The sequence below is a fragment of the Corynebacterium striatum genome (assembly GCF_016728105.1).
Taxonomy (GTDB): Bacteria; Actinomycetota; Actinomycetes; order Mycobacteriales; family Mycobacteriaceae; genus Corynebacterium; species Corynebacterium striatum.
Genome location: NZ_CP068158.1, coordinates 1,703,461 through 1,726,539 on the forward strand (window position 1 = coordinate 1,703,461; position 23,079 = coordinate 1,726,539).

23 protein-coding genes are annotated in these 23,079 nt (G+C 57.9%); 15 read left to right on the top strand and 8 right to left on the bottom strand.

Going from position 1 to position 23,079, the window contains the following annotated elements:
* Positions 1-25 precede the first annotated feature (25 nt).
* Positions 26-682, top strand: coding sequence for a TetR/AcrR family transcriptional regulator (locus I6I72_RS08070; RefSeq protein ID WP_201806689.1), 657 nt, complete (start codon positions 26-28; stop codon positions 680-682).
* On the opposite strand, the gene I6I72_RS08075 is transcribed toward I6I72_RS08070, so the two are convergent.
* Genes I6I72_RS08075 through I6I72_RS08085 form a run of 3 tightly spaced genes read right to left on the bottom strand, consistent with a single transcriptional unit; the run spans position 679 to position 3,442 of the window.
* Complete coding sequence (locus I6I72_RS08075; protein WP_049146722.1) at positions 679-1,677, bottom strand: NAD(P)-binding domain-containing protein; 999 nt, start codon at positions 1,675-1,677, stop codon at positions 679-681. The genes I6I72_RS08070 and I6I72_RS08075 overlap by 4 nt on opposite strands.
* On the bottom strand, positions 1,678-2,295 hold the full coding sequence (locus tag I6I72_RS08080) for a response regulator (protein WP_049146724.1): 618 nt from the start codon (positions 2,293-2,295) through the stop codon (positions 1,678-1,680).
* A complete protein-coding gene (locus I6I72_RS08085) occupies positions 2,288-3,442 on the bottom strand; it encodes a sensor histidine kinase (RefSeq protein ID WP_236592697.1) in 1,155 nt (384 codons plus the stop codon). Before I6I72_RS08085 ends, I6I72_RS08080 begins: the two co-directional genes overlap by 8 nt.
* Before the next feature lie 121 nt (positions 3,443-3,563).
* On the opposite strand from I6I72_RS08085, the gene I6I72_RS08090 reads away from it, so the two are divergent.
* The 3 genes from I6I72_RS08090 to I6I72_RS08100 all read left to right on the top strand — a co-directional run bounded on the left by I6I72_RS08090 (position 3,564) and on the right by I6I72_RS08100 (position 6,017).
* On the top strand, positions 3,564-4,559 hold the full coding sequence (locus tag I6I72_RS08090) for an ABC transporter permease (RefSeq protein ID WP_201806691.1): 996 nt from the start codon (positions 3,564-3,566) through the stop codon (positions 4,557-4,559).
* Positions 4,559-5,173: an ABC transporter ATP-binding protein gene (locus I6I72_RS08095; protein ID WP_049146727.1), complete on the top strand. Its 615-nt coding sequence runs from the start codon at positions 4,559-4,561 to the stop codon at positions 5,171-5,173. The genes I6I72_RS08090 and I6I72_RS08095 overlap by 1 nt, the downstream gene beginning before the upstream one ends.
* Positions 5,174-5,237: 64 nt before the next feature.
* A complete protein-coding gene (locus I6I72_RS08100; protein ID WP_236592605.1) occupies positions 5,238-6,017 on the top strand; it encodes a YwaF family protein in 780 nt (259 codons plus the stop codon).
* On the opposite strand, the gene I6I72_RS08105 is transcribed toward I6I72_RS08100, so the two are convergent.
* Both I6I72_RS08105 and I6I72_RS08110 read right to left on the bottom strand, forming a co-directional pair.
* Positions 6,014-7,636 (bottom strand): bifunctional ADP-dependent NAD(P)H-hydrate dehydratase/NAD(P)H-hydrate epimerase, encoded by a 1,623-nt coding sequence (locus I6I72_RS08105; RefSeq protein ID WP_049146754.1) that lies wholly within the window; start codon positions 7,634-7,636, stop codon positions 6,014-6,016. The two genes, I6I72_RS08100 and I6I72_RS08105, sit on opposite strands and share 4 nt — an antisense overlap.
* A gap of 22 nt (positions 7,637-7,658) precedes the next feature.
* Positions 7,659-8,477: an Fpg/Nei family DNA glycosylase gene (locus I6I72_RS08110; protein ID WP_049146728.1), complete on the bottom strand. Its 819-nt coding sequence runs from the start codon at positions 8,475-8,477 to the stop codon at positions 7,659-7,661.
* Positions 8,478-9,187: 710 nt separating this feature from the next.
* On the opposite strand from I6I72_RS08110, the gene I6I72_RS08115 reads away from it, so the two are divergent.
* A complete protein-coding gene (locus I6I72_RS08115; RefSeq protein WP_049146730.1) occupies positions 9,188-10,684 on the top strand; it encodes a DUF1846 domain-containing protein in 1,497 nt (498 codons plus the stop codon).
* Positions 10,685-10,742: 58 nt separating this feature from the next.
* Complete coding sequence (gene trhO, locus I6I72_RS08120) at positions 10,743-11,678, top strand: oxygen-dependent tRNA uridine(34) hydroxylase TrhO (protein WP_049146732.1); 936 nt, start codon at positions 10,743-10,745, stop codon at positions 11,676-11,678.
* A 62-nt stretch (positions 11,679-11,740) separates the two neighbouring features.
* Here the strand turns inward: trhO and I6I72_RS08125 are convergent, their stop codons facing one another.
* The 3 genes from I6I72_RS08125 to I6I72_RS08135 form a co-directional block, all read right to left on the bottom strand.
* Positions 11,741-12,217 carry a hypothetical protein gene (locus I6I72_RS08125; protein WP_005530916.1) on the bottom strand — a complete coding sequence of 159 codons (477 nt, stop codon included), beginning with the start codon at positions 12,215-12,217 and terminating at the stop codon, positions 11,741-11,743.
* A 10-nt stretch (positions 12,218-12,227) separates the two neighbouring features.
* The gene (locus I6I72_RS08130; RefSeq protein ID WP_049146734.1) at positions 12,228-13,214 is read right to left on the bottom strand and encodes a universal stress protein; all 987 of its coding nucleotides are present in this window, start codon (positions 13,212-13,214) and stop codon (positions 12,228-12,230) included.
* A gap of 140 nt (positions 13,215-13,354) precedes the next feature.
* Positions 13,355-13,828, bottom strand: coding sequence for a MarR family winged helix-turn-helix transcriptional regulator (locus tag I6I72_RS08135; protein ID WP_201806694.1), 474 nt, complete (start codon positions 13,826-13,828; stop codon positions 13,355-13,357).
* A gap of 195 nt (positions 13,829-14,023) precedes the next feature.
* Between I6I72_RS08135 and I6I72_RS08140 the strand changes: the two genes are divergently transcribed.
* From I6I72_RS08140 to I6I72_RS08180, 9 genes are all read left to right on the top strand, one after another.
* Positions 14,024-14,389 (top strand): DUF5318 family protein, encoded by a 366-nt coding sequence (locus I6I72_RS08140; protein ID WP_049062545.1) that lies wholly within the window; start codon positions 14,024-14,026, stop codon positions 14,387-14,389.
* 78 nt (positions 14,390-14,467) lie between these two features.
* Complete coding sequence (locus tag I6I72_RS08145; RefSeq protein WP_201806697.1) at positions 14,468-16,678, top strand: transglycosylase domain-containing protein; 2,211 nt, start codon at positions 14,468-14,470, stop codon at positions 16,676-16,678.
* Between the two features lie 63 nt (positions 16,679-16,741).
* Positions 16,742-18,142 carry a glycosyltransferase family 87 protein gene (locus I6I72_RS08150; protein WP_049146756.1) on the top strand — a complete coding sequence of 467 codons (1,401 nt, stop codon included), beginning with the start codon at positions 16,742-16,744 and terminating at the stop codon, positions 18,140-18,142.
* Positions 18,142-18,330 carry a hypothetical protein gene (locus tag I6I72_RS08155; protein WP_049062547.1) on the top strand — a complete coding sequence of 63 codons (189 nt, stop codon included), beginning with the start codon at positions 18,142-18,144 and terminating at the stop codon, positions 18,328-18,330. Before I6I72_RS08150 ends, I6I72_RS08155 begins: the two co-directional genes overlap by 1 nt.
* 209 nt (positions 18,331-18,539) lie before the next feature.
* Positions 18,540-18,830: a 30S ribosomal protein S6 gene (gene rpsF / locus I6I72_RS08160; RefSeq protein WP_115340964.1), complete on the top strand. Its 291-nt coding sequence runs from the start codon at positions 18,540-18,542 to the stop codon at positions 18,828-18,830.
* 55 nt (positions 18,831-18,885) lie between these two features.
* Positions 18,886-19,461, top strand: a complete 576-nt coding sequence (locus I6I72_RS08165) for a single-stranded DNA-binding protein (protein ID WP_005530931.1) — start codon at positions 18,886-18,888, stop codon at positions 19,459-19,461.
* A 47-nt stretch (positions 19,462-19,508) separates the two neighbouring features.
* Complete coding sequence (rplI, locus tag I6I72_RS08170; RefSeq protein WP_005530934.1) at positions 19,509-19,961, top strand: 50S ribosomal protein L9; 453 nt, start codon at positions 19,509-19,511, stop codon at positions 19,959-19,961.
* Between the two features lie 680 nt (positions 19,962-20,641).
* Positions 20,642-22,078 (top strand): replicative DNA helicase, encoded by a 1,437-nt coding sequence (dnaB, locus tag I6I72_RS08175; RefSeq protein ID WP_005530937.1) that lies wholly within the window; start codon positions 20,642-20,644, stop codon positions 22,076-22,078.
* 13 nt (positions 22,079-22,091) lie between these two features.
* Entirely contained in the window at positions 22,092-23,063 is a 972-nt protein-coding gene (locus I6I72_RS08180) for an alpha/beta hydrolase family protein (protein WP_201806706.1), read from the top strand.
* Positions 23,064-23,079: the final 16 nt, after the last annotated feature.

Here is a 23,079-nt window from a genome sequence, read left to right on the forward strand (position 1 = left end):
GGTTCGAGGAAGTAAGGTTGAAGCCATGGCAGCTAAAGGCAAGGTCGAAGAATCCGGTGACGGTGCTCAGCCAGGGGCTGAGCATAAAAAGGCAGAGCGCAAGAAAGCTGGACGTCGTCCAGGCGCCCTAGAAGCGCGCGAGAAAATTCTGGAAGCCGCCTGCATGAGGTTTAGCGAGGTGGGCTTCGAAGCCACCACCATCCGCGCGGTCGCCAAAGAAGCCGACGTCGATCCCGCTCTCGTCATGCATTACTTCAAGAACAAGGACGGCTTGTTCGATGCGGTAATCGCGGACCTAAAAATGCTTCCGGCTCAGTTGGGGGCGTCTACTGACCATCGAGGATTCATCGCGAACTATCTGCGCCTGTGGGAAAGCGAGGACATGGGTCCGCGTTTGCGTGCTGTGGTTCGCGGCGGCATTGGCTCTTCACATGCATCAGCTATCCTCCGTGAATCGATCATGGACAGCTTCGTAACGGCCCTTTTAGAAACAGAGTTCGCCCAAAGTACGATTAGTGAAGGTAATCTCCTGGGCAAGATCGCGTATTTGGGTCCTATTCTCATTGGAACGGCGATTGCTCGCTACGTCGTGGAGGTTCCGCTGATGACGGAGAAGAGCATCGACGACATAGTGGAGGACATGTATCCCGCTATCGAGACGCTCCTATCTAACCAAGGCTAAGGCTTGAGGTTTTTCACGAACTCCGCGACATCGGTAGCCGCCTGCTTGGCAAAGGGGCTAACACCCGTGATGGTGGCTGAGCCCGGGCCAGTCCACGTGCCGTATCCCACGAGGAAGAGCCCCGGCACGGTGGGCTGGCGGTCTACCAGGAGGCGAGAAATGGGGCGAAGTGCGGGCCGGAAGCCGGTGGCCCAAATCAGGTGATCCGCGTCGATGTCGTCGAGGGAATCCGGCATCGGGGTGGCGCGCAGGAGCCCTTCATCACGCGCCTTGAGCACCGGCGGGACCATGACGATATCGCCCAGGTTCGTATCCGCGCCGGGGTCAGGCTCGCCGCGATTGATGGCGTTGAGACGCTCGCGGTTGCGCCGGAAGAGCACGCGTCCGTCGACGTCGTCAGGCATCCAGCGCGGCTCGCCCCTCGTTAGCCAGGTCGTGGAAATGTCTTCAAGCAGCAGATCTGCCGCGATCTGTGCGCCGGAATTGGCCGCGCCCACCACTGCCACGCGGGAGCCGCTGAACTCCGCGACGCCGGGATAAATGGCCGAATGCCATTGTGTCCCCGCAAACTTACCGGGGTAGTACGGGATGAAGGGCGCACGCCAGGTACCCGTGGCCGCCACCACGGTGCGGGCCATCAAACGTTCCGTGTCCGAGTAGACGTGGAAGAACTCGCCATCGTGCTCCACGGACTCAACCATGAAGGGGCGTCGTACCGGCAGCTCATAGCGCTCCTCGTAGCGAGTTAGATAATCCACTACATGGCTCGCCGGTGGGAAACCCTCATAAAAAGGCATGGGCCAGCCCGGTAGGTTGGAGGCGCTCGTGGTGCTAAACAAAGTCAGCGAGGGCCAGGTGTGCAGCCACGCACCACCGGGGCGCGATTCCGCATCCAAGATGGCGAAGTTCAAGCCCTTTCTGCGCAGGTAATAGCCCGTGGCCAGCCCTGCTTGGCCGCCGCCTAAAACGAGGCAATCATAAACCTGCGCGGACACTTAAATGAGCTTCCTTTCCCGGGCCACGGTGACAGCCGCTGTGCGGGTATCCACGCCCAGCTTCTGATAGATGTGAATCAAGTGCGTCTTCACTGTAGCTTCCGAGATAAACAGGCGCTGGGCAAGCTCCTTATTCGATTTGCCCGTGGCCAGGGCTTCTAGGATCTCCAGCTCGCGGCCGGAAAGCGCCACCTCGGGGCGGGTGATGCGCTCGGCCAAAAGTGCTGCCACCTCGGGTGCCAGGGTGCGTTTGCCGGCGGCCGTGGCCAGGACGGCGTCGTGAAGCGCCTGCTCCGGCGCATCCTTTAGGAGATAGCCCAGGGCGCCTGCCTCCACGGCGGAAACGATGTCGGATTGGGTGTCATAGGTGGTGAGGATGAGCACCGGCGGGCCGCCAGCCTGGGCGAGCTGGGAAGTGGCCGCAATGCCATCGGTGCCGGGCATCTGGATATCGCAAATGACCACGTCAACATGTGGAGCATCGGGAGCTGCAAGCTTGGCGACGTCCGCCCCATCCGCGCCTTCTAGCACCACATCGATGTCGGGGAAAGCGTTCAAAATGGCCCGCAGGCCGGCGCGCACCACGGGATGATCATCGATGAGCATGACGTTAAGCATCCTGGTCCTCTACTTTTTGCGGTATACGGATAGCAAGGGCGGTTCCCTCGCCCGGGGAAGATTCCACCGTGAGCGTACCGCCGTGGCTTTCCACGCGCTGGCGCAGGCCCCGTAGCCCGAAGCCATCCTGCGAAGGTGAAGCAGGGTCCATGCCTTCTCCGTCGTCGACGATGTCGAGCGTGGTCTCGCCTTTAAAACAGCCTAAAGTGACCACCGCGCGCCGGGCGCCAGAATGCTTGAGCATGTTGTTGAGCCCTTCCTGTGCGGCGCGCAGCAGGTCCTGGCGGTGGGCCTCGGGAACGGTGCTTTCGCCGGAAACAACCAGCTCGATGTCGGTGTCCTTCCCCAGCGCAGCGGCCTGGGCGGCAGCTGAATCCACCACCTGCTGGAGGGCCTCCTCCAGCGATGGGGCAGGGGCGGCTAGCTCGCTGACGAAGCGGCGGGCCTCGCTTAAGTTCTCGCTGGCCACCTTTTCAATCAGCGCCAGTGTCTCTGGGGAAGGATCTTTTTGAGCCGCGCGCGAGAGCAGAACGATGGAGGAAAGGCCCTGGGCCACGGTGTCGTGGATTTCCCGGGAGAGCCGTTCGCGCTCTTCCAGGCGGCCTGCTTGGTGCTCGCTCGCGGCAAGTTCGGCCTGGGTGGCGCGCAGCTGCCGGGCTACCGCCGCATGGTGCGCTGCTTCCGCTTGGACCATGCGCCCGGCATGGAAGGCGCCGATGGCAAAGGTCGTGCCGATGAAGGGGCCGATGGCCGCCGCGATGGTCCATTCCGCCGGATGCTGCCAGGCGGGCAGGAAGGCCGCCAGTGCCCATAACAATCCGCTGCAGGCGATGCCCGGCCAGCGGGGAAGCGAGCTTAGAAAAGCAAAGACCAGCGGGAATTCTAGCCACATGAAGTCCTGGGCATGCACCATGAGCCCGCACCACAGCACGCACAGCCCTACCAGCCACAGGGCGCGGGGGAGTACGCGCCGCAGTGCGTAGACCACGGCCAATGCGACTGCCAGACCAAGGGCGCGGGCGTCGAGTCGCTCATCGAGCCCGGCGCGCAGCAGACCGAATAACAACAAAAACGCGAACATCACGTGTAGCCCGGCGCGCCAGGGTCTAAGGCGCTTATGGAAGGTCAGCGGGGAGCGCTGTTTCACGTCATTCACAGCCTTTTACCCTAACCCTCAGGCGGGACATGGGGAATCAACCAGTTGGTTGACTCGAAGTTCAACTAGCGGCCCGATTACTAATCCGCGCGCGGTAGCGATGCTTGAAACTATGTTTCTTGCACTTAGAGAATTGCGCGCAGCCCGCGGGCGCTTTGCGCTGATTGGGACCGTGGTCGCGCTCATTACCTTGCTTTTGGTCATGCTCTCTGGGCTCACGGAGGGCCTGAGCAAACAAAACACCTCGGCTTTGGAGGCCTTGGGGCATGAATATAAGCAGGCGAGCTTTAGCACGCAGAAGCCAACTTTTACGGAGTCAGAGATTTACGCGGACGACGTGGTGCCTGGCAGCGCGCCTTTGGGCACCGCGCAGACCAAGGTGGAGGGCTTCGGCGGCGTGGCCGTGCTGGGCCTGCCGGCGGGCGAGCCTATTCCGGGTACCAAGCAGCAGGTGCCGGCCACGGGAGTGGTGGCATCGCAAGCGATCACGCAGGGAAATTCCGTGGTGATTGGGGATGAGGCCTATGCCGTTCGCGGCACCGTGCCGGATCTGTACTATTCCCACTCACCGGTGCTGTGGGTTTCCACGCAGACCTGGACGCAGTTGAGCCACGCGCCTTCCGACGTCGTGGGTACCGCCCTGCTGCACGCGAACAGCGTTACCACCGGGCTTCCCACGTCCGTCAGCATGCGCGAGGCCTTAAGCGGCCTGCCCGCCTACAACTCGGAGCGCGGCTCACTTTTGACCATGCAGGGCTTCCTGTATGCAATTTCGGCGCTCGTGATGGTGGCTTTCTTGAGCATCTGGACCATGCAGCGCACCCGCGATCTTTCGATTCTGCGTGCGCTGGGGGCGCGGACGCGCTACCTGCTTGGCGACGCCCTGGCACAATCCGCACTCATCCTCGCCCTCGGAGTTGGTGTGGGTGCCGCAGTGGGCTGGGGCCTGGGCGCGCTCGCGCAATCGACGGTGCCTTTTGTGCTCTCGGCGCGCACGATTGCTGCCCCGGCCGCTGGCATGTGGGTACTCGGCATGCTGGGCGCGGTCCTGGCCACTCGCCGAATCAGCAAAATCAACCCTTTGGATGCGTTGGGAGGACAAGGCTAATGCTAGAAATTGAAAACGTGACGGTCACCTTTCCCGATGGCCGCGATCGCGTGGTGGCGTTGGACGATGTCAGCCTGGAAATCAAGCCGGGCCAGCTCATGGCCGTCGTCGGCGAATCCGGCTCCGGCAAGTCCACCTTGCTCTCTGTGGCTGCTGGGCTAATCGAGCCTGATAGTGGTCGCGTGCGGGTAAGCGGTGAGCGCGGCATCATCTTCCAACAATCCAACTTGGTTAGCTCGCTCAATGCCCTGGATCAGCTGCTCATTGTGGACCATATGGCAGGCCGAAAACCTCGCCGTGAAAAGGCGCGGGAGTTGCTTGAGTATGTAGGCCTGCCTGGGATGGAGGCTCGCCGCATCACCCAGCTTTCTGGCGGTCAGCGCCAGCGCATCAATATCGCGCGTGCCTTGATGGCTGATCCCGAGGTGCTGCTCGCGGATGAGCCGACGGCGGCGCTGGATTCTGCGCTCTCGCGCGACGTCGCCAAGCTGCTGCGTGACATCACCGATGAACAACAGACCGCAACGATGTTTGTAACCCATGACCGCAGCCTGCTGGATTTTGCGGACACTGTGGTCACCGTCAAGGACGGAAAGTTGGCGTCCGGTAACTAAAGTCCTGCAAGTGGGCGCAAACGGAGTATTCTGTTTTCCCGTTATGCCGAAAAATAATCCGCGAGTGCGCGTCACGCCCACCACCTATCCCCGCATGGCGCAATGGACCGGAGTGCATTACACGATGCTTTCTGTGACCATTGCCGCATGCGGTGTATTCATCGTGGCTGCACGGCGCATCCGGGGCACTACCAAGGAGACCTTCTACCGGCAGATGACTGGCTGGGTGATGCTGGTGCTCGGTACGGCATGGACCATCGTCTCCCTGGACCCTTCGCAATTCGACATCCGTGAATCTCTGCCGCTGCACCTGTGCGATGTTCTGCGCCCAGTGTTGGCGCTCGGTCTGATTACGGGCAATGAGCATGCGCTGACGCTGACCTATTACTGGGGCATCATCTTGAACCCGCAGGCGATTATCACCCCAGATGTTATTTATTACTTCGATCCGCGCTGGCTGCGCTTTGCCACCTACTGGTTCTTCCACATCACCGCACTGGCCATTCCGTTGGCGTTGACCTTCGGCTTGGGCTACCGCCCGACGTGGAAGGGCTACCGCTTTGCGGTGGGAGTAACCCCGGTGTGGATGGCCAGCGTCATGGCGGTCAACGCCCGCACAGATGGCAACTATGGATTCTTAAACCACGCGCCGGGCAGCCCCTCCATCATCAACCTGCTGGGGCCGTGGCCGTGGTACATCCTCGCCGAGATCGGCGCCGTGGCAGGTGCCTGGGCTGCGATGACGTGGCCGTGGGAGACCCGTAGGCTGCGCCGCGGCACGGTGGCTGCCGGTGCCAAGGGGCTGCTGCGTCGCTCCGTGCGCGCCGTAGCAAATAGGCTTTAGCGAGCCATACGCAAAAGCTTGGCGACGGCCCGCGGGATCGCCGCGGCAATCTGCGAAGCCGAGCAGATGGCATAGCCCTCCGGCGTTTGCGCCGCGATGGCTGCCGCATGGGCATGGATGGCCCCGGCATGCAGGACCTCGGTGATTAGCGCTTCCTGCAGATCAAAGTCAGCCTTCTCCTGCAGCTGCTCATCGAGATGCATCTGTGCGAGGACTGCGCCGAGGATGCCCGCGAGCACGTCGCCTGAACCAGGGGTAGCGGCATAGGAATGGCCTGCATTGTAGGCATAAATGGGTTGGCCGGGTGTGGTAACCAGGGTATTTCTTCCCTTGAGCAGCACGATGCAGCCCAGTGCCGTGGCGAGCTCCTGCAGTGGCGCTGCTTTGCCTGATGACAGGTCGAGGCCCTTGTTGAAGGTCGCCTCGTAAAGCTCGGTGAACTCGCCCAGGTGAGGGGTGAGAACCGTGACGGGCAGGCTTCCCAGGCGGGCGCGCAACTCGGGGTGACGGGCAAGGAGTCGCAGCGCATCGGCATCGATGACGGCCGAGATGAACCCATCGAGTACCTCCGCGAGCTCCGCTTGGGCCGCAGCGTCAGTACCGCGTCCTGGGCCCACGACGATGGCCTGGGCGTGACCCGCTGAGTCAAGATCTGGGTGAACCACGAGTTCCGGCAGGAGCGAGGTGATGGAGCGGTCTCCGATAAAGCGCACCATGGCCGGGTTGGTGCGCACTGCCGCGGTGGCTGCCAAGATGCCAGCTCCGGGATAGGTGTCGCTTCCGGCGGCAATAGTGACCACTCCGCCGGAATACTTATCGGAGGAAATCCCTGGGGTGGGGTCAACGATTGGTCCGGTACAACCAACCGGGCGCGGGTGCGTGGCGATGCCGTGGGCTGTCTCGATGTTGCCGGGGCGCCACGCATATGCGGATTCCAGGGTGGGCTCGTTGGCGATGTGCCCGGCCGGTTGCGCGAGCGATTCGAGCATCGCGCTAAACGACGTCGCGCCGGGCAGCGTTAAATCCGCCAGCACCACCTGGCCGCACTCGGCCGCAAGCACATGACCCATGCGTGCCCAACCGAAAGTTACGGTGACGTCAGCATGCACTGCGCCTTTGCGGGCGGCTACGCCGGTGTCTGCATTAATGCCAGTGGGCATATCGACTGCTAGCACCGGAATGCCTGCTGCCTGCTCGTAGACCTCCAGCGCCTGGCCGCTGAGCCCGCGTCCGGAACCGAGGCCCGCCACGGCGTCGATAAGCAAGCTCGTGTCATCGGGCAGGGAAGCGGTGGAATTAGGAGTGGACCCACTATTTAGAACCTCGCCGCCGGCTTCCTCGAAAGCCGCAAGGGCGGCTGTGTGGCAGGTCTCAGGTACGAGGGCTGTGACGGCGTGTCCCTGCTGGGCGAGGAGAGCGCTGGCGAAAAGGCCGTCGCCGCCGTTGCCCCCGCTGCCTGCCAGAATCATCACGCGGCCTGGGTGCGCGGCGAGCATTACTGCGGCGGCATCGGCCACCGCGTGGGCGGCCAATTGCATGAGCTGGTCTGGATAGCTCTGCTGAGCAAGTAGGCGCTCCTCGGCAGCGCGGACGGCGTCGACGGAAAAGGAATATCGCATGCCGTCCAAAATACCCCCCTGTTTAGGCTGGAGCGTTCTGGCAGGTAGGGCACCAGAACAGGTTCCTGCCTTCGAGCTTCTTTTCTGCGATGGGCTCGCCGCAGATATAACAAGGCATGCCGGCGCGGCGGTAGACATAAACCTCGCCGCCATGGTCATCCTTGCGTGGCGCGCGGCCCATGGCTTCAGGCGTGTGCTCCGGGCGGACCGTGTCGATGCGGGCGGTGGGCACGCCGGCGCGCATGAGTTCTACCAGGTCCTCCCAGATGACATCGAATTCGTGGCGGTCCAGTTCATTGCCGGCAATAAAGGGGGAGATGTTCTGACGGAATAAAACCTCGGCGCGGTAGATGTTGCCGACTCCGGCAAAGAGATGCTGATCCATCAGTAAGGAGCCGATGCTGCGGCTCGACCTGTGCACCCGCGGCCAAAGGTCGGCCGGTGATGCATCCTCGCGGATGGGGTCCTGCCCAATCTTGGCGAGGGCGACGTCGTATTCAGCATCCGTGATGAGCCGGCACCACTGCGGCCCGCGCAGATTGGCAGCTAGGTCATCGCTTTCGATGCGCAGGCGAATCTGGCCCCAGACATCGTCCAAAGGCTCAAAGCGCAAGCTGCCGATCAACCCGAGGTGAATATAGATGATGTGCTCTGGCGCATCGGCGGAAAAGTGCATAAAGAGGTGCTTGCCGCGCGCTTCGGCGAAATCGAGCTGCGTCCCATCGAGCATGGCTGCTTCCGCCGCAAAGCGGCCCTGCGGACTCGTGACGCGCAGCGGCCCCTCCCGGAAATCAAGGTTCAGACGCTGTGTAAGGTGATGAATAATGTGGCCTTCGGGCATGCGGACAAGTTTATTGCATGTGTCGCGGGGACAACGTGAGGATAAATTGGACATCTTTCCCGTTTGGAATGTGGGATTGAAGTGCGAAGACGAGACTTAAACGTTCATTTTCTGCTTTAAAGGTCTAGGTTAAATAGACGAAAGTTAACATAATAAACATTTATCTATTTTGTCGCTTAGCTTATAACGCAACCATATCTGATAAAGATCGGCCCAAATATATAGTGACTCGTTTCATATTTATTTTTCTTCCGGGTTAATTGGACTAGAAAGTGCCAGCACATGGCGCTAAATCTTTATTAAGTTAGGATTAGTTAACGAATTTCTTTATCGGATTTTGTCCGATTGGCTTTGTAAACGTTGACTTTGAAACCGCCGTTGATATGCTTCGCATGGATGTATCTACTGGTGGGTGATAGATCCAACCGCTGCGCATGTAGGGGTGCGTGGCGACTATAGCCAGGTGGGTGGGACTGCCTGGCTGTAGAGGGTGGGGGCTTGTTCCGCACCCTTAGAGAGACAGGTAACGCCTGGGCCCATCCTTTCCAGGGCCCAGGCGTTACTCGTATGTTTAGGCGGCGTCGTCAGTGCGGTTTCTTGTGGTGTGGTGCCGTGGCAGGGCGTATGAGTAAACCCAGTCCTTTCGAGTAAAATCCAATCCAAAAGATCCAGCCCGGTTGCGGGGATTGTCTATGGCGGAAGGCCTTTAAATGACGCGTTTGCTTGGTTTTGACCGTGAGAAGTACATCGAGATGCAGTCGGAGCACATTCACGCACGGCGCGGGGAAATCGGCGGTAAGCTCTACTTGGAGATGGGCGGCAAGCTTTTCGATGACATGCACGCCTCCCGCGTGCTGCCGGGCTTTACTCCCGATAACAAGATTGCGATGCTTGAGCGCATCAAGGACGATGTCGAGATTCTCGTCTGCATCAACGCCAAGGACATTGAGCGCCAGAAGACGCGCGCTGACCTCGGGATCCTCTACGAAGATGACGTCTTGCGCTTGGTAGACGTCTTTCGCGGCCGTGGCTTCCTAGTAAACAACATCGTCATGACCCAGCTGGAGGATGGCAACAGCCAAGCGGAGGCCTTCATTGACCGCCTGGAGCGCCTTGGGCTTAACGTTGCACGTCACCGCGTTATCCCGGGTTATCCTTCCAACACAGACCTCATCGTTTCTGAGGAAGGCCTTGGCCGGAACGAGTACGCGGAAACCACGCGTGACCTGGTTGTCGTCACTGCGCCGGGGCCAGGCTCAGGCAAGCTGGCGACCGCCCTATCGCAGGTCTACCACGAGCATCAGCGCGGTGTGCAGGCTGGATACGCCAAGTTTGAGACCTTTCCTATCTGGAACCTGCCGCTCGATCACCCAGTGAACCTGGCATATGAGGCAGCCACGGTCGATCTCAATGACGCAAACGTCATCGACCACTTCCACTTAAGTGCCTACGGCGAGTCCACGGTGAACTACAACCGCGATGTCGAGGCCTTCCCGCTGCTCAAGACCCTCCTGGAGAAGCTGACCGGCAACACCCCGTACCAGTCCCCGACGGACATGGGCGTCAACATGGCCGGCTTCTGCATCACCGATGACGAAGTCTGCCGTGAGGCCTCCAAGCAGGAGATTATTCGTCGCTACTTCAAGGCTTTGGTGGAAGAGGCGCGCCTCGGCCTAGATTCCACGCAGTCCGAGCGCGCGGCCGTCGTCATGGCGAAGGCCGGCATCAAGTCTGATGACCGTCCAGTAGTAGCGCCGGCGCGCAAGCGTGCCGCCGAAACTGACGAGCCCGCCTCTGCGTTGCAGCTTGCCGACGGCACCATCATCACCGGCCGCACTTCTGCGCTTCTGGGCTGCTCCGCTGCGATGCTTCTCAATGCGCTTAAGCATCTCGCCGGCATTGACGATGAGATCCACCTGCTGAGTCCAGAGGCCATCGAACCGATCCAGAAGCTCAAGACCGAGTATCTGGGTTCGCGTAACCCGCGGTTGCATACGGACGAGGTTCTCATCGCGTTGTCTGCATCGGCGGCCAAGGATGAAAACGCCCGTAAGGCCATGGCTCAGCTGAAGAAGCTAGCTGGTTGCGATGTTCACACCACCACGATTTTGGGCTCGGTGGATGAGGGAATCTTCCGCAATCTTGGGGTGCTCGTCACATCCGATCCAGTGTTCGCCCGCAAGCAGGCGCTTTACCAAAAGCGCTAAGTACGGAGTTTTCGGAAGAATTTAGGAAAAGAAACAGCTCAAGCATAGAATTAGTGGCGTGAGCCTTAGCAAAATTCTTCTGTACTACTGCTTTACCCCAATTTCTGATCCCACGGCCGTCATGTTGTGGCAGCGCAATCTGTGCGAGAAGCTCGGACTGAAGGGTCGCATTCTCATCTCCGAACACGGTATCAATGGCACCGTGGGCGGCGACATGAATGCCTGCAAGCGCTACGTTCGTGAGACCCGCGAATACCCAGGATTTAAGAAGATGGAATTCAAATGGTCCGATGGCGGCGCTGATGACTTCCCGCGCCTGTCGGTCAAGGTCCGTGACGAAATCGTGGCCTTTGGCGCGCCTGGTGAGCTCAAGGTGGACGAGAACGGCGTCGTCGGTGGCGGCGTTCACCTCAAGCCAGAAGAGGTTAACAAGCTGGTAGAAGAGCGCGGTGACGAAGTCGTGTTCTTTGACGGCCGCAACGCCATGGAAGCGGAGATTGGCAAGTTTAAGAATGCCGTGGTGCCTGACGTCAAGACCACCCATGACTTCATCAAGGAAATCGAGTCCGGCAAGTATGACTGGATGAAGGACAAGCCTGTTGTCTCCTATTGCACCGGGGGTATCCGCTGCGAGATCCTCTCATCCCTGATGAAGAATCGCGGTTTCAAAGAGGTCTACCAAATTGACGGTGGCATCGTGCGCTACGGCGAGAAGTTTGGCAATGACGGCCTGTGGGAAGGCTCGATGTATGTCTTCGACAAACGCATGCACCATGAGTTTGGGCAAGGGCTGCAAGATCCTGGCTTTATTCAGCTGGGGCACTGTGTGCACTGTGGAAAAGCAACGAACACGTTCCACAATTGCATTAATGAGGACACGTGCCGTCAGCAGGTTCTAATTTGCGACGATTGCGTACAGCACGTTGAAACCCAGCACTGTGGGCGTCCAGAATGCGCGGAGGTCGCAGCTACAGCTGCAGCAACCAATGCTTAGCTCGATGAGAAAACGGTGCTCCTAGAGAAAGCTTTGGCTGAGGGAGCGCCGAAGGCGCTGGGTTATCCGAGAGGGACGAGCAGGATCTGGATATCGGTGATGCACCACAACATGAAGTTGCAGGCCATCACCCAAAAAATGGCCATCCACGAACGCCAACGTAAGTAGCGCTTGAGTTTGTGAATCATGATGAGCGCCGTGCCAATCATGCCGATGAACGGGATGATTATGGTAGTGAAGGCAAAGAAGCGGCGCTGGCCGTTGGTGCATAGCCAGGTGGCGAGGGAAGCGTCGCAAAGCGCCCCGCCCTGGGAACGCGTGATAAGGGCTAGGACCAGTGCGTAAAGCCCGGAGGCGGCGAGGATGCCCAGCATGAAGTAAATTGCCTGAATCGTCGAACGGCGATTGGCTTTTGCAACGGCAAGAGGATCAGGTGCATCAGCGAGTTCATCAAACGTTGCTGGCTCGGGGCGCCGCAGGTTGGCATAATCCGCATCAGTTGTCAGATCGTTTTCAGGATGCTCGTCAGTTGCACTCATACGCAGGAGTCTAGTCCTTAATCGGTGCCGAGTCGGAAGGCCGAACCATCACTGGTACCCGAATGTGCGGGAGAAGCTCCGTAGCGGCTGAGCCGATAAACACGCGCTCGATGGGCCCCATTGGGGAGGAACCCATGCACATGATGTCGCCCTTCTTCCATTTCAAGGAATCAACTGCTCCTGCCCACCCATGCCCGGTTCCAATATCGGTGGAAATTTCCAGGCCGGGGTAGTGGTGGTCAACAATGTCTTGCGCTCTGTCGAGCATTGCCAATGTATGTTCGTGCCAGCCCTTAGTGAGCTTGGAAGCGATGTCGACGGAGTCATGCAGAGGGGCATCAATAAGTCCCTCCGCATTGAAAGCCACGATGCGGAGGGGCAACTTCCATGTGTTTGCCAATCGGGCTGCATGAAGCAGCGCTGGGTCTTCAGAGTCGCCACGCTCGGTGAAGGCGAAGTTGATGCGTGTAACGCCATGCTTGGAAAGCTTGATGTCGCGCGGGGTGAGGCCGAGAGGAATGGGGGAAAAGTGCAAGAGCGCGTCTGCAGTAGAGCCAGCAAAGAACTTGCCCTTGGGAGCTGACTGATTTGCTCCCAACAAAATTGCGTCCGCGCAGAATTCAGTGGCCATCTCCGTGAGGAGTTGTGGCCGTGAAGGTCCAGCGAGGAGGACGGAAGGACGCTCATCTAGCTGTGAGTTATCGACTCCTGCTGCCTTGAGAGCGGCAAGCACGCTTTGCTCGCACTCAGCCTGTTCCTTTTTAAACCACTTCTTGTACTTGCCGCCGTGCTTGGTGAAAACTGTTGTGGCGCGTGGCACAGAAATAGTAGAGATCACTCTGATGCAAACCTTGGTGGACCTAGCCAACCAAGCTGCGTACTCGATCGCCTCCGTGCCCGTGGAGGACGGGCTCCACGAGACTAGAAGTCGAACAGGGTCGTTGGGGTCCTCTTTAGCGAGGGAAGCCCGCGACTCACAAGGGATATTCTTAGCCATGCACCAATCAGTCCGGTGATCTATCTTGGGACGTTGTTGGTGCCATTATTAGTCGCTTGAGCGTACAAAATGAAATCTGCGGCGGGGGATCGATCGCGGTGAAGAAGATTGGTCTATTTACGCCCTGGGGTTGCCAGAGTTTAGTCCATGGTGGGGCGGTAAACGTCTGCGAGCTTAGAAATTAAGGTGCTCATCTGGTGCGCTTTGTCTAAATCCGAGGGTTCTAGCCACTGGAGGATCTCAGCCAGGGCTGCGGCGCGTTGTCGAGAGACAATGTTGAGTTCTGACTCGCCTAGCTGGGTCAAAGCCACCAGGACGCCACGGCGATCCTTTTCATCGCGGCGTCGTTCCACGAAACCATTACGCTCTAATTGGTATAGGGCATTAGATGCCGTGGGCATTCGAATAAGTTCTGCCTGTGCAATGGTGCTTACTCGGGAAGGTCCCCGTAGGCGTAACTGATTCATGATCGACACCTGTGAGGTGGTGAGGGACGTACCTTCGGTTGCGCGCTGGAAGATAAGCATTAGCTTGTTCAACGCGGGTTGAATGTTGCGCGCGACGTTAAGAGCGTCCTCATAGTTGGAGGGGGAGGCGGCGGCTTGTTCACTCATAAAAAGTAATAATAGCGACCGTTTGCAGCCGACGGTAGTTAGGTGGCTAAAAAATTAGGTTTTGGGTTTGAAAATTTATTGAGGGGAGCGTAAGGGAACAATCTCTTTCATTAAAGTGTTTGAGAAGTCGGTGGAAGAAGGCCATCTCCGCAAAATTGTTAGGAAGAGAAGCGAGAGAAAAGGAGGGCAGATGCTTTGAGCCTTTCTTTTAAGCACATTATTTCTCATGAATGGGAGCGGGCCCAGCATCTCAAGGAGTATCGAGCGGGCCGAGTAGATAGGAGCGAGCTTTGCGACGCCGACTTCCTTCTGCGTGCTGCGGCTGAACACCACGGCGTCGATATGGCGAAACGGTGCCCGATGTGTGAAGCGCCGATGTGCTTGACCACATGGGTATATGGCGAAGAGTTGGGGCGTCGCGCTGGAAGCGCACGAAATGCGGAAGAAATCGCAGAATTTGCAGCCGACGGTCTCGAATTTACGGTTCACTGGGTCGAAGTTTGTACGGCATGCCGTTGGAACCACCTATTGCGTGCGGCAACAGCCTATGATGAAGGTTAGTTTTTGGCTCGGCCGTTGAGGCCGGTAAGCTGCATTTATTTAAGAAAATCCGCTCATGATTGATGAGGACACGAAGCAGTGACCGAAAAGGAATCTGCCCCTAAAAAAGCGGGGCGTCACGTTTATAAATCCACGAAGCAGCGCAAACGACGTCGCTGGCCGTGGATTGTGCTGATAATTGCCTTGGTATTGGTAGCTGTACCGGCAGGCCTTTTTGCCTATGCATACTCCCAATACAACGTTCCTGAGCCAAAGGAGCTTCAAGCAAATCAGGTTTCCACGATTGTGGCTGGGGACGGTACCACCCAATTGGCTAAGTTGGTTCCGCCAGAAGGCAACCGCACCCAGGTCAAACTCGATGAAGTCCCCGACTACGTCGAAGATTCTGTGCTTTCTGCTGAGGACCGTGAGTTTTGGACCAACTCCGGATTTTCCTTCACCGGTTTGGGACGCGCAGTCTTGGGCAAGCTGACTGGTGATTCAACCGCAGGCGGTGGTTCAACAATCACTCAGCAGTATGTCAAGAACACGCTGGTTGGTGACGAGTATTCCTATGTGCGTAAGATCCGCGAGCTTATCTATTCCATCAAGATGACTAACGAATGGTCCAAGGAAGACATTCTGCAGGCATACCTCAACACGGTCTACTTTGGTCGTAACGCCTACGGAATCCAGGCAGCTTCCAACGCATACTTCAATAAAGATGCCAAGGATCTGACGGTTGAGGAAGGCGCAATGCTCGCCGGCCTTATTCAGTCTCCTTCTGTCCTTGACCCGCGCGTGGACGAGGAAAGCTCGAAGGCTCGCTGGAACTATGTTCTTGACGGTTTGGTTGAGATGGGCGATCTGGACGCTACTCAGCGTGCGCAGATGCAGTTCCCGCAGACGCGTGATCCTGCCGAGTATTCCGCTTATACAGAGGCGCCAGGCGCCTACGGACATATTAAAAACCAGGTTATTGCCGAGCTGGAACGCGTTGGCATCACCGAGGATCAGGTCGCTACGGGCGGTCTGAAAATCACCACGACCATTGACATGAACGTGCAGAATGCTTCCACCGAGGCTGTTGATGGGCAGCTGCAGTCTTTGCAGGAGGATGCCCGCGCTGCGGCTGTGACCATTGATCCTGCTTCTGGTGCTGTGCGCGGCTACTTCGGCGGCCACGAGTCGACCGGTTGGGATTATGCCAACGCCGGCCTGCAGACGGGTTCGACGTTTAAGATCTTTGCCCTTGCGGCGGCCCTTCAGCAAGGCATCGGCCTGGACACGTATTACTCCTCAGCGCCGTACCAGCTCCCTGGTTCTCAGGTAGTCACAAACGACGGTGGCGGCTGCGGTAACTGTTCCATTGCGGAGGCATTGAAGAACTCGTTCAATACCTCGTTTCTGCGTCTGCAGGCGGATCTAGAAAACGGCACTCAGGATACTGCCGACATGGCGCATGCGTTGGGCATTGCTAAGTCTCTGCCTGGCATTGAAAAGACATTGACTGAAAATGGTGGGGCTCCATTCGAGGGCGTTGTTCTGGGACAGTACCAGTCTCGCCCACTCGACATGGCAAGCGCTATGGCGACGCTGACAAACGGCGGCGTTTGGCATCAGCCTCACTTCGTGCAAAAGGTCGAAACTACCGGTGGCGAAGTTCTGTATGAATTCAACGATAACGGTGGTGAGCGTCGAGTTTCAGCCAACGTGGCTAACAATGTTCTAAAGGCAATGCTTCCTATTGCGGGTTGGTCTAACGGAGCTCTGGCCGGCGGCCGCGCATCTGCGTCCAAGACGGGTACTACTCAGTTGGGTAACACCGGAACCAACAAGGACGCGTGGATGGTTGGTTCGACCCCGCAGCTGGCTACGGCAGTTTGGGTAGGTACCGCTGACAACACCTCCGCCATCTTCAATTCTTATGGCGGAATCATGTATGGCTCTGATGCGCCTACCCGAATCTGGAAGCAGATCTTGGATACTTCCTTGGTTAACTCGGAGTACCAATCCTTCCCAACGGCATACCCGATCCGTTATGGAAGCGGGAACTGGGGCAGCGGGTACACGGGCTCTTATGGTTCCTCAACGGAATACGGCAACGGTTACGGCAACAACGATGATGCTCCAGAGGAGACTGCAAACCCAGAATCCCCTGCTCCTGGCGACCAACCTGCGCCTTCCCCACACCAGCCTGCAACATCTCCGGAAGCGCCTGCTCAGCCGGGAGCACCAGCCCCAGACGTTCCTTCGCTGGAGGACATCATTAATGGTCAAGGTGACTTGGCTGAACTTTTAAGACCGTAGGAGAGGAACGTGACTGATGAGGCCCTCAAGACCGTGAAGACGGTTGGAAAGTCCCACTCGGCTGTGCGTGGCGCCTCTGCCGAAGGCCGCATTCCGCTTAATCGTGAACCTTTTGCACACGACATCATCGAGTTTTTCGGTGGCCCGCGTGGCCGTTTTGCCCGCACCTTACCTGGTCAATGGATGTCGCCATTGCGCGCGATTATTGGTGTGTCCTGGATTTTCCTCGCGCTGGGCTTTCTGAGTAAGGCCAACTGCGCAGGAAGCCGCACAGGGGACGACGGAGTCATTTCCTTGAACTGGGATGGCAACCGTCAATACACGTCTTTCTGCTACAACGACATCGTCCCGCTCTATGGCGGCCGCGGCTTGGACCAAGGCGGATTTCCCTATGCGTATTCGTGGCAAGAAGGTGACCTGACTAGGTACATGGAATACCCGGTTCTGGCGGGTATGTTCCAAGGATTGATGGGTTGGACTTCACGAGTCACGTATCCAATTGGTGAGTTCTTCGGCGTAGCGGATGCCGGTTGGTATTTCGGAGTCACCGCGCTCGTGCTTTCCTGCATTTGGATCGGTACGGTCTACATGGTTTTCCAGCTCACTGGAAACCGTGCATGGGATACGATGCTCATGGCCGCGAGCCCCCTCGTTGTCATTCATGCCTTTACAAACTGGGATATCCCGTCCATTGCGTTTATGGTCGGTGCGCTCTTTGCGGTGACCCGCGGTAAGAATTGGCTTGCAGGTATTTTGATTGGCCTCGGAACTGCTTTCAAATTGTGGCCGTTGTTTATCTTGGGCGCGTTTTTTGTCCTCGCGGCGCGTAACAAGAAGTGGGCGCCATTCGGTGCGATGTTCGGTGGAACCGTGATCTCTTGGCTAGTCGTTAACGTTCCAGTGGCGTTGAAGTACTCGGATGCGTGGCGTGAGTTTTTCCGACTCAACGAAGAGCGCGGCGCTGAATGGACCACAATTTATGCGTTGATCAACCGCTATGCCGAAAATGGCCTCACCCCAGAATTCCTCAATAGCTTTACGCTGCCAGCATTCTTGCTGGGATGCGCAGCTATCGGCATCTTTGGTTTGCGCGCTCGCCGCGAGCCGCGTGTGGCTGAGCTCATTTACCTGATCGTGATGGCCTTCTTGCTCATCAATAAGGTTTGGTCGCCGCAGTATTCCATTTGGTTGGTTGTTCCAGCTTTGCTTGCTCTCCCGCGTTGGCGCCTGTTGCTGAGCTGGATGCTTGTCGACGCCATGGTATGGCCAGTCCTCATGTGGCACATGTTGGGCACGGAAAATAAAGGCATCGATCATGAACTGCTCGACCTCTTTGTGATTGGCCGTGACACCTTCATCGTTATTATCGGAATTCTTATCATCCGCCAAATGCTGGGCAAGTCTGTGGACAAGGTGCGTGCAGCACATGGTGGCCGTGATCCTCTTGCTGGAGACTTTGTCTAATGATTATCACCGTCGTAGGAATAATTTCTATTTTTCTCGGATTCTGCTGCGTGATGGGTGCGTACTACCTATATCAACGCAGCGAGGATCGGCGCTGGCCCATCCTTTTGGGCCTGCTGGCCTTGTTGTTTCTCACCGTAATTCCAGCAGGAAGTGCCATCTTCTTCGCCACCACGATGCGTAGTTAGTGTCAAAACGGTTCCGCGCTTGGCTCTTGATGATTAAGCACAGCGCAAGCACTGATTCTCCCCCAACGGCTTTCCCCGTTGGGGATTTCTTTTTGGCCGGTCAATGCGCTATTGTGATGGGGTTGCTTGACGCAACGTACCCTCCTGCCATGTCCGTAAAGGTGATATGGCCGAAAACAATTACTAGACCATAGGAGGTGATGAGGTCCGTGCGTCACTACGAAGTCATGATTATTCTGGATCCTAACCAGGATGAGCGCACCGTATCCCCGTCCCTAGACAAGTTCCTCGAAGTTGTCCGTAAGGATGGCGGCAAGGTTGAAAACGTCGATGTTTGGGGCAAGCGTCGTCTTGCTTACGCAATCGACAAGAAGGAAGAGGGCATCTACGCCGTCGTTAACCTGGAGTGCGAGTCCGCTTCGGTTCTCGAACTCGACCGCCGTCTGAACCTGAACGACACCATCCTGCGTACCAAGGTTCTGCGCACCGACAGCAAATAGCGGATACTGGTTTCAGAGTTTCGAGAACCCACGTAACCGATAAGGAGAATAGACCATGGCACAGGGAGACACCACAATCACGGTAGTTGGCAACGTTGTTGCTGACCCCGAGCTGCGCTTCACCCCAGCGGGTGCGGCTGTAGCAAACTTCCGCGTCGCTTCCACCCCTCGTCGTTTCAATTCGCAGACGAACCAGTGGGAGGATGGCGAGGCCATGTTCCTGACCTGCAACGTGTGGCGTCAAGCCGCAGAAAACGTTGCGGAAACCCTGACCAAGGGCATGCGAGTAATCGTCAATGGCCGTTTGCGCCAGCGTTCTTATCAGAACCGCGATGGCGAAAACCGCACTGTCTTTGAGATTGAGGTTGACGAAGTCGGCCCGTCCCTGCGCTACGCTTCCGCACAGGTCACCCGCAAGTCCGCTAATGGCGGTAACGGCGGTGGCAATTACGGCGGCGGCCAGCAGCAGAATCAGGGCGGCAACAACTTTGGCGGCGGCAACCAGGGCGGCTTTGGTGGGAACCAGAGCGCTCCGCAGCAGTCGCAGCAGTCAGCTCCTTCAAACGATCCGTGGAACTCCGCACCCCAAGCTGGAAGCTTCGGCGGTGCAGACGCTGAGCCACCGTTCTAAAACTGTCCCACGCAATTATTAACTAACTCAATTGAAAGGCAGGGATCATGAAGCTGATCCTCACCGCTGCCGTTGAGAACCTCGGCGCCCCAGGCGAAATTGTAGAGGTTAAGAACGGTTACGGACGTAACTACCTGCTTCCGCGCGGCCTGGCTATTGTTGCCACCCGTGGTGCTGAGAAGCAGATCGAGGGCATCAAGCGCGCCCAGGAAGCTCGCGCAATCCGCGACCTGGATCACGCACGTGAGGTCCGCAACCAACTCGAGCAGCTTTCTGGCGTACAGGTTGCAATGAAGACTTCTGAAAACGGCAAGCTATTCGGCTCCGTTTCTGCAGACGACATCGTTTCCGCAGTTGAGGCCGCTGGCGGCCCGAAGCTGGACAAGCGCATCGTCGTTCTGCCTAAGGGCCTGGTCAAGAAGACCGGCAACTACCAGGTCGAGCTCAAGCTGCATGCTGACGTTCTCGGCAAGGTGAACTTCTCGGTCGTCGCTGCCTAATAGGCGCACGACGGTTCCCGCTTAAGAGTGGGAACACAATGACAACAGCAACGCTTAGGGCTTCGAGGCCTGCCATGTGAGGTGGCAGCCCCCGAGGCCCTTCGCGCGTTTTCAGCGACGCTGCTTCTGCCGCACCGCTGAATCGTTTGATGAAGTTTTGTGTGCTCCCAGACAGTGCGCCGACACTGAGTGTCCGATCATCATGCCGACTGTGGGTGACTGTGGATAACTGTGGATAACTTTGAATAATTGTGGATAACTAACGTTGGAATCCCTTCCGATTTGCGTTTTGTTAACCCGCAGGTCGCCTCAATAACACGCAGGTAAGCGGGATTCTTCACGGAAATTGTGCACATTTTCACACTTCCGGAAATAGCTGTTGACCTGCGGAAACGATAAGTGCAGGTCACAGTGCTGCGATAGTTATCCACAGCCATATCCACGTGTTTGGGGGTCGAAAGTCGGTCTCACCTGGGAATTGCACAGAACCCTGTGGATAACTGTGGGATTTATACCCAGGGGGTGCGTGTCAGGGGGCTGCATTAGACTAAAAATCCAGAAGCCGAGCCCCCCATTTTTGCGGTAACTTCTCGCAGATGTGTCACGCTGGGGCGCGGTGATAGTGTCCGAATTTGTGCTTCACGCCAGCCGGCGAAGCAGAACATGGGGTGGATTGCTTTATGACAAACGCAAGCTTCGATGACGCAGACTACGTACCGCCAGGGGCGCCTGACGTACCTGCCCAGGAGGAGCGTCCCTATCGCCGGAACCGGCAGGATGTTTCCAAGCGCTACGGAGAATTCCGTCAGCCGCCCTCGGACAGAGAAGCCGAGCAGGGCGTCCTCGGCGCAATGCTGCTGAGCCCGAACACCGTAATGGAGGTCATCGAGGAACTTGAGCCTGATGACTTCTACTACCCGGCACACGCGCTTATCTACCAGGCCATGGTTGATCTCTATGCCGCCGGCACTGACATCGACGCCGTCATCGTAGCCTCACGCCTCGACCGCTATAACAATTTGGAGCGCGTGGGCGGAGCGCCGTACCTGCACACGCTCCTAGCCACGGTGCCTACCGCTGCAAACGCGCGTTACTATGCGGAGATCGTCGCCGAGAAAGCGGTGCTTCGCAAGCTGGTCGACGCTGGCACGCGTGTTGTTCAGTTGGGTTTCGAAGGTGCAGAGGACGCCGAGATTGAGTCCGTGCTCGACCGTGCCCAGCAAGAGGTCTTTGCCGTGGCGCAAAAGAAGACAACCGAGGACTATCAGGTGCTCGGAAAGCTGATTGACCCCACCATTGATGAGCTCGCCATGCTCCAGCAGAACGGCATCGAGGCCGGTGTTCCCACGGGTTTTATCGATCTAGACAAGCTCACCAACGGCCTACGCGCCGGCCAGATGATCATTGTGGCAGCGCGTCCTGGTGTGGGTAAGTCCACCTTAGCCATGGACTTCATGCGCTCCGCGTCCCTGCAGCACGGCAAGACCTCCGTCATCTTCTCCTTGGAGATGTCAGCCTCAGAGATCGTCATGCGTCTGCTTTCTGCAGAAGCAGAAGTAAAGCTGACGGACATGCGCGGTGGCCGCGTCTCTACAGAGGACTGGGCCAAGATCGACCAGACCCTGAACCGCATCCAGGATGCACCACTGTTCATTGATGACTCACCCAACCTCACCATGATGGAGATTCGCTCGAAGGCTCGCCGCTTGAAGCAGCAGCATGGCCTCGACCTCATCGTCCTCGACTACATGCAGCTGATGTCTTCCGGTAAGAAGGTCGAGTCGCGTCAGCAAGAGGTCTCGGAGTTCTCTCGTCAACTCAAACTCTTGGCTAAGGAGCTTGAGGTTCCACTGATTGCTATTTCGCAGCTTAACCGTGGCCCTGAGTCGCGTACCGATAAGAAGCCGCAGCTGGCTGACCTCCGTGAGTCTGGCTCGCTGGAGCAGGACGCTGACATGGTTATGCTGCTCTACCGCCCTGACTCCCAGGACCGCGACGATCCGCGTGCGGGTGAGGCTGACATCATTTTGGCTAAGCACCGTGGTGGCCCTATCGATACGGTGCAGGTTGCCCACCAGCTGCACTACTCCAAGTTCGTCAACATGGCCCACGGCTAAGAGGGAGCGGTTAATGTCAAAGGGAGTTCTTCGCAGTTGCACTCCTGCTATAGCCGCGGCGCTGACTCTGCTCGCGGGTTTCTGTGTGTCCTGTGCTGATAACTCAGCTGGTTCCGGCGAATCCGGTATGGAGCACTCGGCGTCGCAGGCGCCGGCTACCCAGAAAACTAAGAAGCCGGAAGTTTCCGCCAAGAAGCTCGTCTACGCACATGAGCATGAGCGTCAACACGGATTCTTGGTCACACCCAAGAAGCCGCAGCCAGGTAAAAAGCTGCCCTTAGTTGTGTTCCTCCATGGTGGAGGATGGCAAGAGAAATCCACTGCCCAGTCAGCGGCGCCGCCTGTCAATGACCTCGTGGAGCATGGTGCCGCGGTGTGGAACGTGGAGTATCGCGGCGTATCCATCGACGGTGAAGATGCACCGGGCGGCTGGCCCATGACCTACCAGGACGTCGCTGCGGCAATTGACTTCATCCCGCAGCTTGCAAACCACAGCGATGTTCCCCTCGACCTCAACAACGTTGTGGTTGCGGGCTACTCTGCGGGCGGCAATCTTGCTACGTGGACCTGTTCGCGTCCGGAGCTGGCTCCCGACGCCCCCGGTGCCCATCCGGCCTTCCACGTGGACAAGTGCGTGGGTATCGCTGGCGTTTATGACATGGAGCTCGCCTACCAGCAGCACGACAAATTTGTCCGCACCCTTCTAGGCGGTACACCGCAGGAAGTCCCCGCGCACTACTTCGATGCCTCCCCGGCATACAACGTCAACAAAAAGGCACGCGTCCTAGTGCTGCACGGAGAAAACGATGAGATGGTCAACGTCGATGAAGTCACCCGCTTCGCCGACTATGCCAAACAGCGTGGCCTCAACATCGATGCCATCATCTTCGACGACGCTAAGCACCTTTCATGGGCCAATCCCGCTGGCCTCCAGTGGCAGCAGGCACGGCGAACCATCCTTGAGCAGGTTGGAATCAAGTCTTAGGCACCGGGGCGTCGTC